The sequence below is a fragment of the Lachnospiraceae bacterium JLR.KK008 genome, assembly GCA_037015955.1.
GTDB lineage: Bacteria > Bacillota > Clostridia > Lachnospirales > Lachnospiraceae > VSOB01.
Map to the genome: position 1 here is coordinate 218,618 of CP143548.1, position 16,307 is coordinate 234,924.

Sequence of the window (16,307 nt, forward strand, 5' to 3'; positions counted from 1 at the left end):
CCGGATGCTTCACGTGACCGGATGAGGCCGGAAGGCAGGGGAGGAAACACATGAAGAAAAGAATGCTGTGCATGTTTCTGACGGTCGTGATCGCTTTGTCACAAGTGATACCTGTGCAGGCGGCCACGATAGCGGAGCTGAAGCAGCAGCTGGAACAGACGCAAAAGCAGTTGAATGCCATCAATGGGCAGGCATCCGGACTGGAAGGGCAAATGGATGCAGTGGAGGAAGAGATCAGTGCGCTGGATGGTACGCTCGTGGAACTGATGAGCAGTATCAGCCTTCTGGAAGAAGAGATCGAGGAAAAAAAGGAACAGATCGAGCTGGCTCAAAAAGATCTCGATGCGGCTACTGTCAGAGAGCAGGAACAGTACGAGTCTATGAAAAAGCGTATAAAGTTCATGTATGAAAGGGGTAACAGTACGTATGCCCAGCTCCTGTTTGAAGCCAGAAGTATCAGTGACATGATGAATAAGGCGGAATACATAGAAAAACTGTATGAATATGACAGAAAGTTATTGGTGGAATATCAGGAGACGAGACAGGAAGTCGCAGATCTGAAGGAAAGACTGGAGGAAGAAAAGTCAGACTTGGAAGCAGAAGAGTTTGAGCTGAAAGAAGAGGAGGAGGCCCTGGAAGCGGCTCTGGAGAAAAAGAGAGCGGAGGCAGAGAACTTTGAAGTGCAGATCGCTCAGATACGCCAGTCTGCGGCTGCTTATAAGGCGCTGATCAAGCAGCAGACTTCCCAGATCAAACAACTGGAAGCGGAGGAAGCAGCGAGACGGGCGAAGGAAGAGGCGGAGCGAAAGGCGAGAGAAGAAGCGGAGAAAAAGAAAAAGGGCGACAGCGGCAAAAACAGTTCCGATAAGACTCCGTCCAAACCATCGGGAACAGCCAGTGCAGACGTCGTTGCCATGATCAACAGCGCATCGGGAGGCGCCAAGGGAAAGGAAATCGCGGCTTTTGCCTGCAAATTTATTGGTAATCCTTATGTCCCGGGAGGCACGAGTCTGACGAATGGCGCAGACTGCTCCGGATTTACACAGGCGGTATACAGGGAGTTCGGGATCTCAATCCCGCGCAATTCCACGTCACAGAGAAGTTATGGTACGGGGGTATCCTATGCGGAGGCGCAGCCCGGAGATCTTATCTGTTACGCGGGGCATGTGGGGATGTATATCGGCAATGGTTACATCGTTCATGCGAGTACACAGAAGACAGGTATCAAAATTACGCCTGCCACTTATAAAGAAATTCTGTCAGTACGGAGAATTGTATAATATATAATATTTTTACAATGATATGGAAACAGAAGGGATTGGGGAGATAAATGCACTACATAAGGAATAAATTCTGTGGCAGTCTATATGGCGCAATGTTTCGAATAACGATCATCCCGATGGCGGTTCTCGGCATTGTTGTTTCTATTTTTTGCGTCAATCAATATATCCGTGCGATTCGCCGGGAAGTGAAATTGGAGTTGGAAAATGTCTGCAATCTGACTCTGGCAGCCATGGATGAATTTTATCCCGGAGATTTCAGATTGGAGGAAGAAGATCAAAGTATTTTATATAAGGGAGAAAAGCTGCTGACCAACGATTATCAGATTCTTGACAGGATCAAGCAGGAGACTGGTGTGGAGTTGACGTTCTTTTACTTTGATACAAGAATGCTGACTACGATCATAGATAAGAATGGTACGCGCAACATTGGCACCAAGTGCCGGGATGATGTTCTGCAGGACGTGTACAGGGACGGCATGTCTCAGTTTTATGAAAGTGTAGAGATTATGGGAGAGGACTATTTTTCATACTATGAGCCAGTCTATAATTCGGACGGCGAATGTGTGGGAATGGTGTTTGCGGGTAAATTGTCAAAACATATCGCAGAGACAGTTTGGAATTTTATTATGCTGGATGTGCTGGTGATTCTGGCAACGCTGGTTGCTGTCGGGTATCTGTGTTTTCGCTGGACAGACAGAATGGTCTCACATATACGGATTATTCAGGGATTTCTGGCAGAGATGTCGGAAGGAAAGCTGTCGGAGGAGATGGACCCGAGCATCATGAAACGGAATGATGAATTTGGAAAAATGGGCAGCTCCATCGTACAAATGCAGCACTCGATCAGAAATCTGGTGGAGAGAGATGCACTGACAGGACTGTATAACCGGCGATTCGGAATCGCCAAGCTGGGTGAAACGCAAAAGAGTGCAAGAGTGGATGGTATGCCGTTTACGGTGGCACTTGGCGACATTGACTATTTTAAAAAGATTAATGATACATACGGGCATGAGTGTGGCGATCTCGTACTCAAAAGAATGGCGTCTCTGCTGATCAGCCATATCAAAGGGAAGGGATTTGTCGTCCGCTGGGGAGGCGAGGAGTTTCTTCTTGTATACACAAAGATGAACAAGACGGAATCACTCAAATGCTTGGAAGAGCTCATGCAGGAGATCAGAGCGTTGAGTATCCCCTATGGAGATTCGGTCGTGCGTCTGACGATGTCGTTCGGTGTGACAGAGGGAGACGTGAACCAGAAGGAAAATGTATTTATCAAAGTGGCAGATGATAAGCTGTATTATGGAAAACGAAACGGCAGAGATCAGGTAGTGAGCCAACTACCGAAGGAAGGGGAAGGGCATGGAGTGGCGGACGCTTCTGTGTGACGACAGAATCCGCAGCTACCGGGGAAAAGGCTCGGACGATCTGCGGACAGAGTTTGAAAAAGATTATCACAGGATCATACAGAGTGCATCTTTTCGAAGGCTTCAGGACAAGACGCAGGTGTTTCCTCTGGACAGAGGTGACTTTGTGAGAACGAGACTGACCCATTCTCTGGAAGTGTCATCCTATGGCAGATCACTGGGACAAAATATTGCACGGAATATCATTCAGGTGAGAAAGGACGAAAGCTTTCAGCCGGCGTATGCGGCGGACATCTGCGACATTCTGCAGTGTGCCGGGCTGTTGCATGATATTGGCAATCCGCCGTTCGGACATTTCGGAGAGACGGTGATCAGAGACTGGTTTGTTGAAAATTTGCAGAAGATCACCTATCATGATAAAAAATTGACGGAATTGCTGACACCGCAGATGCAGTATGACTTTTATTCCTTTGAGGGTAATACACAGGCGCTCCGCCTTGTGACAAAGCTGCACTATCTGGTGGACGAGCATGGCATGAATCTGACGAAAGCGCTGCTGGGAACGATTCTTAAATATCCTGTCTCTTCGCTGCAGATCGATAAAGACAGTGGTGACATCAGGACGAAAAAGATGGGATATTTTTATGCTGACAGGGAAATATTCGAGGATGTACAGTGCTCTCTCGGCACGGATGGGAGAAGGCATCCACTTGCCTTTATTTTGGAGGCGGCGGATGATATTGCCTACCTGACAGCGGACATAGAAGACGCATTCAAAAAAGGCTGTATTTCTTTTTATGATCTGGCAAGAGAGCTGGAGATTGCCGGGGAAGGACTGCCGGATGAGATGGCGGCAGCATATCGCGGGATTGTGCAGCGTCTGGAAGGAAGGTATCAGAGGGCTTTGGAGCGGCAGGAAGATTCTCCGGAAACATATGCGGTACAGAACTGGATCGTGCAGGTACAGGGACATTTGATCAGCAATGCGACGATGGGTTTCACAGAAAATTACGAAGCGATCATGGCTGGAGAGTATAAGCGGGCTTTGCTGACAGGGACAGCAGGAGAATTGATGGCACATACACTGGGTGATATTGCTTATCGCTATGCTTTCGTGTCAAAACCGATCGTAAAGCTTGAGATCGCGGCAGAAAAAATACTCAGGTTCCTGTTGGATGAATTCGTCCATGCAGTTCTCTATTATGACACGGGTGTAAAGATGATGGCAGTACAGGAAAAACTCATGTCGCTGATCTCGGAAAATTATCTGACGATTTATAAAAGATATGCAGTAGGCAGATCCGAGCAGGAAAAGCTGTATCTGCGTCTGATGCTGGTGACAGACTATATCTGCGGTATGACCGACAGCTATGCGAAACGGCTGTATCAGGAACTCAGTGGTCAGTGGCAGGGGTAAGGATAAGGCCAGGAAGATAATAATAAAAAGAGTCCGCGTAAGCGGGCTCTTTTGCAGTCTCCGGGTATTAAGCGGCGTTCCTCGTGCTGTTTTCATCCTTTGCGGCAGACAAACTTCTGGGTAAACAGATCTTTCCAGATGGCAGGATGAAATAAGATCAGCAGAGGAAACAGTTCCAGGCGTCCGGCCAGCATGTCAAACATGAGTACATATTTGGAAAAGGGGTGAAAGAGCCCGAAGTTTTGCGTGGGGCCCACCATTTCCAGACCGGGTCCAATGTTGTTGATCGTCGCGGCCACGGCGGTAAAATTAGTGATCAGGTCTTTTCCCTCAAAAGAAATTGCCAGCACAGAGGCGGAAAAAACGATCATAAATGTAATAAAATATACATTGGTAGAGCGCATGACTTCATGCTCGATCGGCTTTCCCTCCATTTTAATCTTTTTAATGCTCTTTGGATGGATGTAGGAAGTCAGCTCTTTGCCGAGCGTCTTAACAAGGATGACAAAACGCGATACTTTGATGCCGCCCCCGGTGCTGCCCGCACATGCTCCGATGAACATCAACAGGACAAGCACGTTTTTGCTGGCTTGGGACCAGAGATCAAAATCGGCAGTGGAAAATCCGGTCGTCGTGATGATGGACGCAACCTGGAAGGAGGCGTGAGTCAACGCTTCAAAGACACTTCCATAAACCGAGAGAATTTCAAAAAAGATGATGGCGATCGCAGCGGCGACAATACCGAAATAGTAGCGCACTTCTTCCACACAAAACGCTTTTTTGAAATTGTGAAAGAGCATGATGTAATAAGCGTTGAAGTTGACACCAAACAAAATCATAAAAATAGTAGTGACCCACTGAATGTAAGGGGAGTATCCCATCATACTGTTATTCTTAATGCCAAAACCGCCTGTTCCGGCTGTGCCCAGCGTAGTCGTCAAGGCGTCAAAAACTGGCATATGTCCGGCCACAAGCAGGACAAATTCCAGTATGCTCATACCGAAATAAATGATATATAAAATTCTGGCGGTGTATCGTATTTTGGGGACGAGCTTTCCGACGGAGGGGCCGGGGCTCTCCGCGCGCATCAGGTTGATGTGGGAACCTCCGCTTAATGGGATGATGGCCAGCAGGAAGACAAGCACTCCCATGCCGCCGATCCAGTGCGTAAAGCTGCGCCAGAACAGAGCCGTATAGGAGAGCACCTCCACATCGCTCAGAATACTCGCTCCGGTCGTTGTAAAACCGGAGATCGTCTCGAAGAGAGCGTCCGTCAGAGACGGAATCTCACCGGACAGCCAGAAAGGCAGAGCGCCGAAAAAGCTGAGGAAAACCCAGCTCAGGGAAGTAGCGACACAGCCTTCTTTTAAGTAAAAGACAAAGTTCTGCGGCTTTCGTCTTGTCATCAGAAGGCCGAGCAGGGCGCAGGCTGCTGCAATACCCAGGTAATACAGGCCGACAGATTCCTGATAGATCACTGCGGTCAGGCAGGGAAGGAGCAGGAGAACGGCCTCCACTTTTAAAACACTTCCTAATATATAGCGAATAATTGAACTGTTCATGCCGGCCTCCGTTATCGTAAAATATCCTGAATATCGTTGAAGCCGGTATGAGTCGTTACAATCATTACGGTATCTCCGACTTCGATCGAGTCATGGCCGCTGGGAATGATGATTTCACCATGGCGGTTGATAAAGGAGATGAGCAGTTCCTTCTTTAAAGAGAGGTCTTTCAGAGGAATACCGGTCACATTTGACTTCTCATAGACACGAAATTCGATTGCTTCCACTCTGTGATCGAACATGTGATAAAGTGTTTCGATATTGCTGTCCATGGAATCTTTTTTGGCGCGGACATAGGCAATGATCGCCTCCGAAGTAATATATCTGGGATAGATGACACTGTCCAGATCCAGCGTGTTGATGACATTTCGGAAAGTGCTCTGATTAATCTTCGTAATGACTTTGGCATTGGAAACTTGTCTTGCATGGAGCGTCAACATAATATTCTCTTCGTCAATGCCGGTCAGAGGCACGAAAGACTCCACATATTCAATACCTTCCTCTTTTAACAGCTCTTCGTCGGTCCCATTGCCGTTGATAATAATCGCTTTTGGAAGAAGAATACTCAACTCTTCGCAGCGTGCCCTGCTGCTCTCAATAATCTTGGTGGAAATATTCATGTGCAGAAGCTGCTTTGCCAGATAATAGGCCGCCTTGCCTCCGCCGATGATCATACAGTCCTTGACCTGATTGGTCTTAAAGCCAATGTGATTCAAAAATGATTTCGCCATCATTCTGGATGCGACAAAGGAAACGATGTCCCCGGCCTCCACGCGAAAGTTACCGGATGGGATATAGACTTCACCACCCCGTTCCACGGCGCAGATCAGAATATTTTCCGTAATATCGGTACCAAGCAGGCCGATCGTCATCCCGGCCAGTTTGTTTCCTTCCGGAACTTTAAATTTGATCATCTCTGCCTGACCGTGAGCAAAAGTGTTGACTTCCAGCGCCGTGGGCATATAAAGGATGCGTGCGACTTCCCGTGCGGCCTCCAGCTCCGGATTGATGATCAGGGCAAGTCCCAGTTTTTCACGCAGATAAACGACCTCACGGCTGTAGTCAGGATTGCGGACTCTGGCGATAGCAGCACAGTTGCCGACACGCTTGGCGACTGTGCAACAGAGCAGATTCAGTTCGTCAGAATCTGTCACCGCAATGATCAAGTCTGCATTTTCTATGCCCGCTTCCATCTGCAGGCTGTAGCTGGCTCCGTTTCCTGCGAGCCCCATAACGTCGTACAGATTGCTTACAGCCTGTATTTTTTCCATGTTTTTATCAATGATCGTAATGTCATGACCCTCACGGGAAAGCTGTTCGACCAGCGTCACACCGACCTTTCCACAGCCTACGATGATGATGCGCAGACCTTTCGGTGCATTTTTCTGTTTCTTTCTGAACATAACTGCCTCCTGAGAATGCTTTTATCTCTGTCAAAACTAAATTATAACATTATCCTATTAAAAAATCACTTATTTTTTAGAATAGATGTGATAAACGTTGGGTAGTCACGTGTGAGTGGCTGACTTGAAAAAGTAAATTCCAGTGCAGGACTAAATTCCACCCTATTTTAATAGTTGGCGATTTTATCAAATTTTTTTAGGCAAATTGATAGGAATTCGTTTATAATAGAAGCAACTTCCTGCAAAATAATCGAATGGATGACATGACAAACAGACCGCTGGAAATGCAGTGTGCAAGACTGAATTCCACCAGCCGAACATATGAAATGTGAAAAGTCTATTTCCTGTCTGACAGCAGATTTTTTGTGGTGGTTAGTGGTTAAAGCGTATCAGCTTAGGCGTCAGGTTGACTTCATCGGGAGGAATCGGTCTAAGCTGAAGTGCTTTTAAAGTGCGGGCCCCATAAGTCCATAATGCTGCTTCATAAGGAGTGCGCCCGCCAAGGCTTTCCCGCGGCATGGAGTTGATGTGGTTTACGATCAGGTTCACATCCCACTGGGTCAGGAATTCAAAACTGGTGCCTTTTGGGAGAACCATCCGGAGCAGGGTGTGTGCGTTTTCAACACCGCCTTTTTGTCCGCTTCGCATAGGGTCACAGTAGAAGACGCTGGAGCATTTTTCTCCGTATATGTCGGTTTCCAGAGAGTCTGGGTCACCGAATTCCGAACCCCGGTCTGTAAGGACGGTATGGAACAGAAGATGGAAATCGGTATCCAGACGGTTTTTAAGCCGGTCAAAGACTATGCGGACAGCGCCGGTTGTGCATCGGTTCATCAGGAAGGCAAGAAACAGCTTTTCCTTGCGCAGATAGAAAGTGAGCAGTACTTTTTTAGAGTCTCTCGAAGAATGTACGGTATCCATTTCAGCGGCCCTCTCTCTATAGTCCGGGTCGAGCAGGAGAAAATCACTGTACATGCGGCCTGAAAACACTTCACGGTTGGTAATCTGTGTTTTGTGGCACTTGCGGGGCCGGAACTTCGTCTTGCGTTTCAGGTCGATATTCCTGGCTGTAAAGAGTCCCTTATCGATGTAGGTGTAGACGGAACGGACGGACATATCCAGCTCCGGATGGTTTGCCACGATCTGATAAGGGGACTGTCCTTGATAGACCAGATGGGAAACCAGCTTGTCTTTCTTTGCCAGTTCGGTCTTTGTCATGTTTAAGCCGCTTCGGGAAGAGCTTAGGGTCTCAGTGTATTTACGGTGTGCAAAACGGGCATCGTACACATATTTGTGGGCGATGGTACATTTATGGAGCGCCTTGTCGCAGCCATTGCAGACATAAGGGGCCTTGTCCAGACGGCCGCATCGTTCCCGGGCAAAATCTCTGCATGTCTGGTTACAGGATGGACAGGAGGTGCACTTGATCCCACAAAGGATGATCTTGCCACAGACATTTGTTTTTCGACAGTGATATCTGTGGATGCAGAAGTTATGGGCATTGTAGAAGGTGCCCTTGTGATACCAGTCGCTGAGCCGGTGCTTTTTGACCTCTTTAGAAATGGTAGAGGGATCTTTGCAGAGGAAGCGTGCAATGTCTTTAAAGGATGTTGCAGAGGAAAGGGCTTTTTCAATGTAAAGCCGATCCTGCAAGGAGAGATGTTTTTGATTGCCAGGTATAAGATTGCTCATGATTTCTCCTTCTACTGCTGTCAGAAAGCAGAGGAATCATATCATAAGCGTATGAAGAAGTAAACTCTACTTATGCAGAGGTAAATGCTACTGTAGTTTGAGAAGGTGGAATTTAAGATTTCATTTCAGATCACGTGTGAGTGGGAAAGAACCCGGTTGACAAAAAGCAGGGGAAAAAGATAAAATAAATAAAATATTGTCCAGGACAGGACATGGAATAGCTTTCAAATACGATTGAGGTGTCTCTTTATGGTCTGCGCTTGCAGCCAGGGGGAAGAAAGGGAGAAAAGATGAGGGAAAACTGGAAGAAAATTGCCGCGCTTACAGCCGCTGTGGCAATGGTTTCAGGCGCAGCGATGACTGTGCAGGCACAGCCGGCAACAATAGGCGAGGTAACATTTGATGCGGAATATTATGCGGCACACAATCCGGATGTTGTGGCAGTTTTTGGAAGTGATGCGAATACTTTATTTCAGCATTACATAGCATTCGGTCAGGCAGAAGGCAGACTGCCATTTGAAATGGCGGAAGAAACTACGCCGGATACGACTTCTGAAGAGGAACGGATTCGCAGTGCAATGAATGCAATGAAAGCGTCTTATCCCGAAGGAAAAAAGTGGAATAACGACGATTATTATGCCTGGAAAGGCGGGATCTACAGTGGAGGATTTGGATGTGCAGGATTTGCATTCCTACTCAGCGATGCGGCTTTTGGAGATTCACAGGCCAGAGTTCATGGTGATACAGCTGCCGTGCGGGTAGGCGACATCGTCCGACTGGACGGGGATACCCATTCAGTCATCATTCTGGAAGTAACCCCGGACAGTGTGATCGTAGCGGAGGGCAATTTTAATAATTCCATACACTGGGGAAGAAAAATCTCCCGCAGTGAACTTGCGAACGCTTCCTATATTCTGACAAGATATTGACGGAAGGTTTTTCTGCCTGAGCCGGCAAGCAAGTCATAGGGACAGTTTCCCCTGCATACATTGTAAAAACAATGTGTTCAGGGGGATTTCCTTTGAAAGATTATATCGAGGAGAGGGCAGTTGGCATCGCCAGATATATTATCGAAAACAATGCCACTGTTCGCCAGACCGCCAAACAGTTTGGGATCAGCAAAAGTACGGTACATAAAGACGTAACGGAACGGCTTATGCAGATTAATCCATCCCTTGCAAAAGAAGCAAGAAAAGTGCTGGATGTGAATAAATCGGAACGGCATATCAGAGGCGGCCTGGCAACGAGAGAGAAATATCTGCATATACAGAAATAAAAAATCCGGTGAGACTTTTGATCATATGCAGAACAGAATTAAATCAAAAGAGATGATGACGTTTCAACCATGAGAAGGGGTGGAACGTCATTTTTTTATGTCAGGATCGTCGAAGTGTAAAAAGCATCATGCAGATGCCATATCTTTTGTCAGAAGATCCCCGGCACTGTGAATGAAAATGCTTGTAAAGAGAGAAAAGCCACCGTATAATGAAAGAATCAATACGACAGGAGGAAGAAAGCAATGGATCAGGAGAAGGTGATTGTCATTGATTTTGGCGGTCAGTATAACCAACTTGTTGCCAGACGTGTTCGTGAGTGCAATGTGTACTGTGAGATCTATTCTTATAAGACCGATCTGGAACAGATCAAAGCGATGAATCCGAAAGGCATCATTTTAACAGGAGGTCCTAACAGTTGTTACGAGAAGGATGCCCCTGCTTATCAAAAGGGGCTGTTTGAACTCGGGATTCCGGTACTCGGCCTGTGTTATGGGGCGCAGTTAATGATGTTCGTGCTGGGCGGCAGAGTAGAGAAAGCTCCGGTACGTGAATATGGGAAAACAGAAGTTGTGACTGAGCATTCTTCCCCGCTGTTTGAAAATGTTTCATCGCCGACGGTTTGCTGGATGAGTCATTTTGATTATATTTCTCAGGTTGCTCCTGGCTTTACCGTGACAGCACATACGGCGGACTGCCCGGTGGCAGCGGCGGAAGACAGAAGCAGAAATTTATATGCCATTCAATTCCATCCGGAGGTGCTTCATACAAAAGAAGGCACAAAAATGCTGAACAATTTTGTCAAAAATGTATGCGGATGTGCCGGTACATGGAGAATGGATTCTTTTGTGGAAAACTCTATTGCTGAAATAAAGGAAAAGGTTGGAACGGGCAAGGTGCTGTGTGCACTGTCGGGCGGGGTTGACTCGTCTGTGGCGGCTGTCATGCTTGCCAGAGCGATCGGCAGTCAGCTTACCTGTGTGTTCGTGGATCATGGTCTTCTGCGGAAAAAAGAAGGTGACGAGGTGGAGGCGGTGTTTGGTCCGCAGGGACCTTATCAGTTGAATTTTATCCGAGTCAATGCGCAGGATCGCTTTTATGAAAAACTGGCCGGAGTGACGGAGCCTGAGAAAAAACGAAAGATCATAGGAGAAGAATTTATCCGCGTCTTTGAGGAAGAGGCAAAGAAGATCGGTGCGGTGGATTTCCTCGTACAGGGAACGATCTATCCCGATGTGGTGGAGAGCGGTCTGGGCGGTGAGTCCGCTGTGATCAAGTCGCATCACAACGTAGGAGGATTGCCGGACTGCGTGGATTTCAGAGAGATCATTGAGCCGCTGCGCAGTCTGTTCAAAGATGAGGTCCGAAAAGCCGGACTGGAGCTTGGCATTCCGGAGTATCTTGTGTACAGGCAGCCTTTCCCGGGACCGGGGCTCGGCATCCGTATTATCGGGGAGGTGACGGCAGAGAAAGTGAAGATCGTACAGGATGCAGATGCGATCTACCGGGAAGAGATCGCGAAAGCCGGACTGGACCGGACGATCGGACAGTGTTTTGCAGCACTGACCAATATGCGTTCCGTGGGCGTGATGGGAGATGAGAGAACGTATGACTATGCCGTAGCGCTCCGGGCCGTGAACACGATCGACTTTATGACCGCAGAGAGCGCAGAGATACCATGGGAAGTTCTTCAGACTGTGATGAGCAGGATCATCAATGAAGTCCGGGGAGTAAACCGGGTATTCTATGATCTGACGAGCAAACCACCGGGGACGATTGAGTTCGAGTAACAGATAAAATCCCGGAAATGCTGATAAAATGGGCGTTTCCGGGATTGCTTTATGCTGTTTGGCTCTAAAATGGCTCTAATTATTTGAGGAATACTGGATTTGGGGCGGGTATCGTGATACCTGCAAACAAAGCTGACTTGAAAAAGTAAATTCCAGTGCAGGACTAAATTCCACCCTATTTTAATAGTTGGCGATTTTATCAAATTTTTTTAGGCAAATTGATAGGAATTCGTTTATAATAGAAGCAACTTCCTGCAAAATAATCGAATGGATGACATGACAAACAGACCGCTGGAAATGCAGTGTGCAAGACTGAATTCCACCAGCCGAACATATGAAATGTGAAAAGTCTATTTCCTGTCTGACAGCAGATTTTTTGTGGTGGTTAGTGGTTAAAGCGTATCAGCTTAGGCGTCAGGTTGACTTCATCGGGAGGAATCGGTCTAAGCTGAAGTGCTTTTAAAGTGCGGGCCCCATAAGTCCATAATGCTGCTTCATAAGGAGTGCGCCCGCCAAGGCTTTCCCGCGGCATGGAGTTGATGTGGTTTACGATCAGGTTCACATCCCACTGGGTCAGGAATTCAAAACTGGTGCCTTTTGGGAGAACCATCCGGAGCAGGGTGTGTGCGTTTTCAACACCGCCTTTTTGTCCGCTTCGCATAGGGTCACAGTAGAAGACGCTGGAGCATTTTTCTCCGTATATGTCGGTTTCCAGAGAGTCTGGGTCACCGAATTCCGAACCCCGGTCTGTAAGGACGGTATGGAACAGAAGATGGAAATCGGTATCCAGACGGTTTTTAAGCCGGTCAAAGACTATGCGGACAGCGCCGGTTGTGCATCGGTTCATCAGGAAGGCAAGAAACAGCTTTTCCTTGCGCAGATAGAAAGTGAGCAGTACTTTTTTAGAGTCTCTCGAAGAATGTACGGTATCCATTTCAGCGGCCCTCTCTCTATAGTCCGGGTCGAGCAGGAGAAAATCACTGTACATGCGGCCTGAAAACACTTCACGGTTGGTAATCTGTGTTTTGTGGCACTTGCGGGGCCGGAACTTCGTCTTGCGTTTCAGGTCGATATTCCTGGCTGTAAAGAGTCCCTTATCGATGTAGGTGTAGACGGAACGGACGGACATATCCAGCTCCGGATGGTTTGCCACGATCTGATAAGGGGACTGTCCTTGATAGACCAGATGGGAAACCAGCTTGTCTTTCTTTGCCAGTTCGGTCTTTGTCATGTTTAAGCCGCTTCGGGAAGAGCTTAGGGTCTCAGTGTATTTACGGTGTGCAAAACGGGCATCGTACACATATTTGTGGGCGATGGTACATTTATGGAGCGCCTTGTCGCAGCCATTGCAGACATAAGGGGCCTTGTCCAGACGGCCGCATCGTTCCCGGGCAAAATCTCTGCATGTCTGGTTACAGGATGGACAGGAGGTGCACTTGATCCCACAAAGGATGATCTTGCCACAGACATTTGTTTTTCGACAGTGATATCTGTGGATGCAGAAGTTATGGGCATTGTAGAAGGTGCCCTTGTGATACCAGTCGCTGAGCCGGTGCTTTTTGACCTCTTTAGAAATGGTAGAGGGATCTTTGCAGAGGAAGCGTGCAATGTCTTTAAAGGATGTTGCAGAGGAAAGGGCTTTTTCAATGTAAAGCCGATCCTGCAAGGAGAGATGTTTTTGATTGCCAGGTATAAGATTGCTCATGATTTCTCCTTCTACTGCTGTCAGAAAGCAGAGGAATCATATCATAAGCGTATGAAGAAGTAAACTCTACTTATGCAGAGGTAAATGCTACTGTAGTTTGAGAAGGTGGAATTTAAGATTTCATTTCAGGACCTGCAAACAAATTTAAAGAACTAATTGCCATTCATATATCTTCGTGTTACAATACATCTACGGAAAGTACCCATGACAGGGTGGTAGCCTCCCGAGTTTATGAAAACCGGCGTGCCGGAATACATAGGAAGGGAGGTGGCGCCGATGACAGCTTTTGAAATCATTTCGATTTTCATTGGAATATTAGCATTGCTGATGTCCTTTGGTAGCTTAATTGTTGCGTTGCTTGCCTTTCTCGATAAGAGAAACAACAAGCGAAAATAAAAATGCCTATCCTGTCTGATCCACAGGATAGGCGGTGTCCGTAAGGACAATCATTAACCTAAACTCGGAGCATCCACTTTGGAGTGGGTGCTTTCCCTTTGTATTGTTATAATACCATTGAATGTGAAATGTTTCAAGGGATTTCTTCTAAAATCTGTAGATATTGTTCAGTAAATTTTGATTTCCCCCTCATAATTATCGGCTCTTTCCAATAGAGGACCGGTTGTACCCATTGTAAAAGCTATATCACTGCTTCGGATAGACAATAGTTCCATTCCAATCTTTAGATTAAGGAAGACCAATATTTGCTGATTAAGCTGAATTATACCATTTTCTGAAATATTTACCCAACAGTATGACCGCCCTTTGTATTTGACAAATTCGCCCTCTGCGGTCTGATAATTCAGTAAAGCCGGATTATCAGTAAGAATGTGTCCTAACTTTGACGGTTCTAACAATCCTTTTCTTGTCACACAAAAGCCGCCAGTGATTTTGCTTCCAGTAAAAAGATAGACTTTTTTCTCTATTGTGGCGTTGTACTCTGTAAGAGCCTGTGTGGGGAGATGGATTGTCAAATCATCTCGTATCAGTGATTTCCCGAAAATAAATTTACCGCCTTTGTTCATTTGTGGCATATATCATCAACTCCTTTTCTTAAAAGTGGAAGTCCACTATACCACAAGAAAATTCAAATGTCACTAAGGCTCTCTAAAGTGTGGCAAGCTATTTTTCAGCATAGCGAGAATGATTAGTTGCCGGGATATATTTTTTAGAGAGAGTGCCTGTTGCCTCTAATTGTTTTCGGAAACGTTGTTCTCCGAGTAATAACGGAACGCTTTTACAATATAATCAGAAGCCCCTTTTCCATATTGACTGTCAGTCATGCTTTTAATATAATCGCTTGAATATGTGTCGATAAGAACATTGATATAGGGCTTATCAAGGGATACGTTAGAGCTGTTTTTCTGTATAAGCTGCAACAGTTCATCTACAATGGATTGTATGTTAGGGGAAGAAACATCTTCTGACAAATTGGCGGCTAATCTGCCATACAGTATATCAGACTGTTTTCCGATTTCTTTCACTTCTTCCGTTAATTGTGTTTCCATAAGTTTAGAGAAATGCTCTAAATTATGTTTCATGGCTTCGGTGTATTTTTCAATACTGCCGAATTGTTGAATGGCAAGTTTAGCTACCTCTGCTTCATCATCTTTATTTTTTTGAATAAACATATCAAAATTTTCAATGCTTCTCCAATGTTTGATAACATCATCAGTGCTGTTATTTTTAAAATCCTCTAAAGCGGTGATGTAATCAGACAGGTCAAATTCCTTAAAACTCATACATTGCTCTCCTTTCTCTAAGCGGCTAAGAAGCTGTATAAGTTTGTCTGTCCGATTGCGCTTCAGCAAAAGCAATTCTTTTTGTCTTTTGAAAGCATTGATCTTGTCAAAGTCGGGTTTTTGCAGAATTTCTTTAATCTCTTTCAGCTTAAATCCCAATTCCTTAAAAAACAGGATTTGTTGTAGCTTTTGCAAGGCTTCATCATCATATAGGCGATAGCCGGATTCGGTCAATTCGCTTGGCTTTAACAATCCAATTTCGTCATAATATTGTAGTGTTCGAGTGCTTATGCCTGTTAATTCTGCAACTTGGCTTATGGTTCGCATTCTTATCAGCTCCTTAAATTTGTGAAGAAGCAAGACAGAGATTGCCGGCTTATTTCTATTCTGCTCCTATGAGAAAAGAATACAGTATCACGTTACGTGGAAGTCAATACTTTTTGCTCAAAATTTTTATCACTCATTTTCGGGATATATTTTAACGGATATTCCCCGAACACCTTTTTTGACAATCTTACTGTCATCAAGAATACTCTGCTTAACAGCGTCTAAATCCTTTGAGAGTGCTTCAATCGCCCGTTGGTGTTCTTCCTCTGACGAGAAGCGTTCCGTATCATTCAAAAGGTTCTCCTGCAATTCTCTTGCTTTCATATATACGCCCAACTTATGATTGAGCAGGGAGTTCTTGAAGGATATTTTGATTGTAGCGGGATTGAAACTTCCGTCCTCGTATCTCTCTGCTTCAAAGTTCATATCTAATTGTTCGTCCATTTTCAAAATCAAAGACAATACATCTGACACTGTTTCTATATCAAAATCCATGAAAACATTGATACTGATACCCAAAGCATTTGCAATTTTCATCAGTTGGTCGGGCTTGGGATTGCGGATGCCATACTCGTATTTCTTTATTGTGGCGGAATTGATGCCGGAAAGCTGACCGAGCGTTTCCTGCGATATGCCGCGCAAATTCCGAAAGTGTTTAATCTTTTCCCCGGTAGTCATGCCAATACCTCCAATTTATGTGATTTTCGTCAGTGCTTAGTTCAATTCTATCACATTAGGACACATTTGTGTA

14 protein-coding genes are annotated in these 16,307 nt (G+C 45.9%); 7 read left to right on the plus strand and 7 right to left on the minus strand.

The annotated features are described in order from the left end of the window. Nucleotides 1-50: 50 nt before the first annotated feature. The 3 genes from V1224_01055 to V1224_01065 all read left to right on the plus strand — a co-directional run bounded on the left by V1224_01055 (nucleotide 51) and on the right by V1224_01065 (nucleotide 4,064). A complete protein-coding gene (locus tag V1224_01055; protein ID WWR16075.1) occupies nucleotides 51-1,280 on the plus strand; it encodes an NlpC/P60 family protein in 1,230 nt (409 codons plus the stop codon). Nucleotides 1,281-1,375: 95 nt separating this feature from the next. Then, complete coding sequence (locus V1224_01060; protein WWR16076.1) at nucleotides 1,376-2,668, plus strand: diguanylate cyclase; 1,293 nt, start codon at nucleotides 1,376-1,378, stop codon at nucleotides 2,666-2,668. After that, on the plus strand, nucleotides 2,643-4,064 hold the full coding sequence (locus tag V1224_01065; protein ID WWR16077.1) for a deoxyguanosinetriphosphate triphosphohydrolase: 1,422 nt from the start codon (nucleotides 2,643-2,645) through the stop codon (nucleotides 4,062-4,064). Before V1224_01060 ends, V1224_01065 begins: the two co-directional genes overlap by 26 nt. A gap of 92 nt (nucleotides 4,065-4,156) precedes the next feature. Here the strand turns inward: V1224_01065 and V1224_01070 are convergent, their stop codons facing one another. The 3 genes from V1224_01070 to V1224_01080 form a co-directional block, all read right to left on the minus strand. Beyond that, nucleotides 4,157-5,626, minus strand: a complete 1,470-nt coding sequence (locus tag V1224_01070) for a TrkH family potassium uptake protein (GenBank protein WWR16078.1) — start codon at nucleotides 5,624-5,626, stop codon at nucleotides 4,157-4,159. 11 nt (nucleotides 5,627-5,637) lie between these two features. Continuing rightward, on the minus strand, nucleotides 5,638-7,029 hold the full coding sequence (gene trkA, locus V1224_01075; GenBank protein WWR16079.1) for a Trk system potassium transporter TrkA: 1,392 nt from the start codon (nucleotides 7,027-7,029) through the stop codon (nucleotides 5,638-5,640). Nucleotides 7,030-7,401: 372 nt separating this feature from the next. Beyond that, the gene (locus tag V1224_01080; GenBank protein ID WWR16080.1) at nucleotides 7,402-8,721 is read right to left on the minus strand and encodes an IS30 family transposase; all 1,320 of its coding nucleotides are present in this window, start codon (nucleotides 8,719-8,721) and stop codon (nucleotides 7,402-7,404) included. A 290-nt stretch (nucleotides 8,722-9,011) separates the two neighbouring features. Between V1224_01080 and V1224_01085 the strand changes: the two genes are divergently transcribed. From V1224_01085 to guaA, 3 genes are all read left to right on the plus strand, one after another. Next, nucleotides 9,012-9,650 (plus strand): hypothetical protein, encoded by a 639-nt coding sequence (locus V1224_01085; protein WWR16081.1) that lies wholly within the window; start codon nucleotides 9,012-9,014, stop codon nucleotides 9,648-9,650. 92 nt (nucleotides 9,651-9,742) lie between these two features. Continuing rightward, a complete protein-coding gene (gene spoIIID / locus V1224_01090) occupies nucleotides 9,743-9,997 on the plus strand; it encodes a sporulation transcriptional regulator SpoIIID (protein ID WWR16082.1) in 255 nt (84 codons plus the stop codon). 243 nt (nucleotides 9,998-10,240) lie between these two features. Then, a complete protein-coding gene (gene guaA / locus V1224_01095; GenBank protein WWR16083.1) occupies nucleotides 10,241-11,785 on the plus strand; it encodes a glutamine-hydrolyzing GMP synthase in 1,545 nt (514 codons plus the stop codon). 385 nt (nucleotides 11,786-12,170) lie between these two features. Here guaA and V1224_01100 read toward each other — a convergent pair whose 3' ends face one another. Continuing rightward, nucleotides 12,171-13,490: an IS30 family transposase gene (locus tag V1224_01100; GenBank protein WWR16084.1), complete on the minus strand. Its 1,320-nt coding sequence runs from the start codon at nucleotides 13,488-13,490 to the stop codon at nucleotides 12,171-12,173. 231 nt (nucleotides 13,491-13,721) lie between these two features. On the opposite strand from V1224_01100, the gene V1224_01105 reads away from it, so the two are divergent. After that, complete coding sequence (locus tag V1224_01105; GenBank protein ID WWR16085.1) at nucleotides 13,722-13,886, plus strand: putative holin-like toxin; 165 nt, start codon at nucleotides 13,722-13,724, stop codon at nucleotides 13,884-13,886. Nucleotides 13,887-14,053: 167 nt separating this feature from the next. Here the strand turns inward: V1224_01105 and V1224_01110 are convergent, their stop codons facing one another. The 3 genes from V1224_01110 to V1224_01120 all read right to left on the minus strand — a co-directional run bounded on the left by V1224_01110 (nucleotide 14,054) and on the right by V1224_01120 (nucleotide 16,234). Next, nucleotides 14,054-14,521 (minus strand): hypothetical protein, encoded by a 468-nt coding sequence (locus tag V1224_01110; protein ID WWR16086.1) that lies wholly within the window; start codon nucleotides 14,519-14,521, stop codon nucleotides 14,054-14,056. Between the two features lie 156 nt (nucleotides 14,522-14,677). Continuing rightward, nucleotides 14,678-15,556, minus strand: a complete 879-nt coding sequence (locus V1224_01115; protein ID WWR16087.1) for a MerR family transcriptional regulator — start codon at nucleotides 15,554-15,556, stop codon at nucleotides 14,678-14,680. A 129-nt stretch (nucleotides 15,557-15,685) separates the two neighbouring features. Further along, nucleotides 15,686-16,234 carry a helix-turn-helix transcriptional regulator gene (locus V1224_01120; protein ID WWR16088.1) on the minus strand — a complete coding sequence of 183 codons (549 nt, stop codon included), beginning with the start codon at nucleotides 16,232-16,234 and terminating at the stop codon, nucleotides 15,686-15,688. Between the last annotated feature and the right edge of the window lie 73 nt (nucleotides 16,235-16,307).

Bases quoted from the DNA above. Each gene is read 5' to 3' on its own strand.
- V1224_01065 (WWR16077.1), top strand. From the start codon at position 2,643: ATGGAGTGGCGGACGCTTCTGTGTGACGACAGAATCCGCAGCTACCGG.
- V1224_01085 (WWR16081.1), top strand. From the start codon at position 9,012: ATGAGGGAAAACTGGAAGAAAATTGCCGCGCTTACAGCCGCTGTGGCA.
- V1224_01110 (WWR16086.1), bottom strand. From the start codon at position 14,521: ATGCCACAAATGAACAAAGGCGGTAAATTTATTTTCGGGAAATCACTG.
- V1224_01070 (WWR16078.1), bottom strand. From the start codon at position 5,626: ATGAACAGTTCAATTATTCGCTATATATTAGGAAGTGTTTTAAAAGTG.
- trkA (WWR16079.1), bottom strand. From the start codon at position 7,029: ATGTTCAGAAAGAAACAGAAAAATGCACCGAAAGGTCTGCGCATCATC.
- V1224_01105 (WWR16085.1), top strand. From the start codon at position 13,722: ATGAAAACCGGCGTGCCGGAATACATAGGAAGGGAGGTGGCGCCGATG.
- V1224_01080 (WWR16080.1), bottom strand. From the start codon at position 8,721: ATGAGCAATCTTATACCTGGCAATCAAAAACATCTCTCCTTGCAGGAT.
- V1224_01100 (WWR16084.1), bottom strand. From the start codon at position 13,490: ATGAGCAATCTTATACCTGGCAATCAAAAACATCTCTCCTTGCAGGAT.
- guaA (WWR16083.1), top strand. From the start codon at position 10,241: ATGGATCAGGAGAAGGTGATTGTCATTGATTTTGGCGGTCAGTATAAC.
- V1224_01120 (WWR16088.1), bottom strand. From the start codon at position 16,234: ATGACTACCGGGGAAAAGATTAAACACTTTCGGAATTTGCGCGGCATA.
- V1224_01055 (WWR16075.1), top strand. From the start codon at position 51: ATGAAGAAAAGAATGCTGTGCATGTTTCTGACGGTCGTGATCGCTTTG.
- V1224_01060 (WWR16076.1), top strand. From the start codon at position 1,376: ATGTTTCGAATAACGATCATCCCGATGGCGGTTCTCGGCATTGTTGTT.
- V1224_01115 (WWR16087.1), bottom strand. From the start codon at position 15,556: ATGCGAACCATAAGCCAAGTTGCAGAATTAACAGGCATAAGCACTCGA.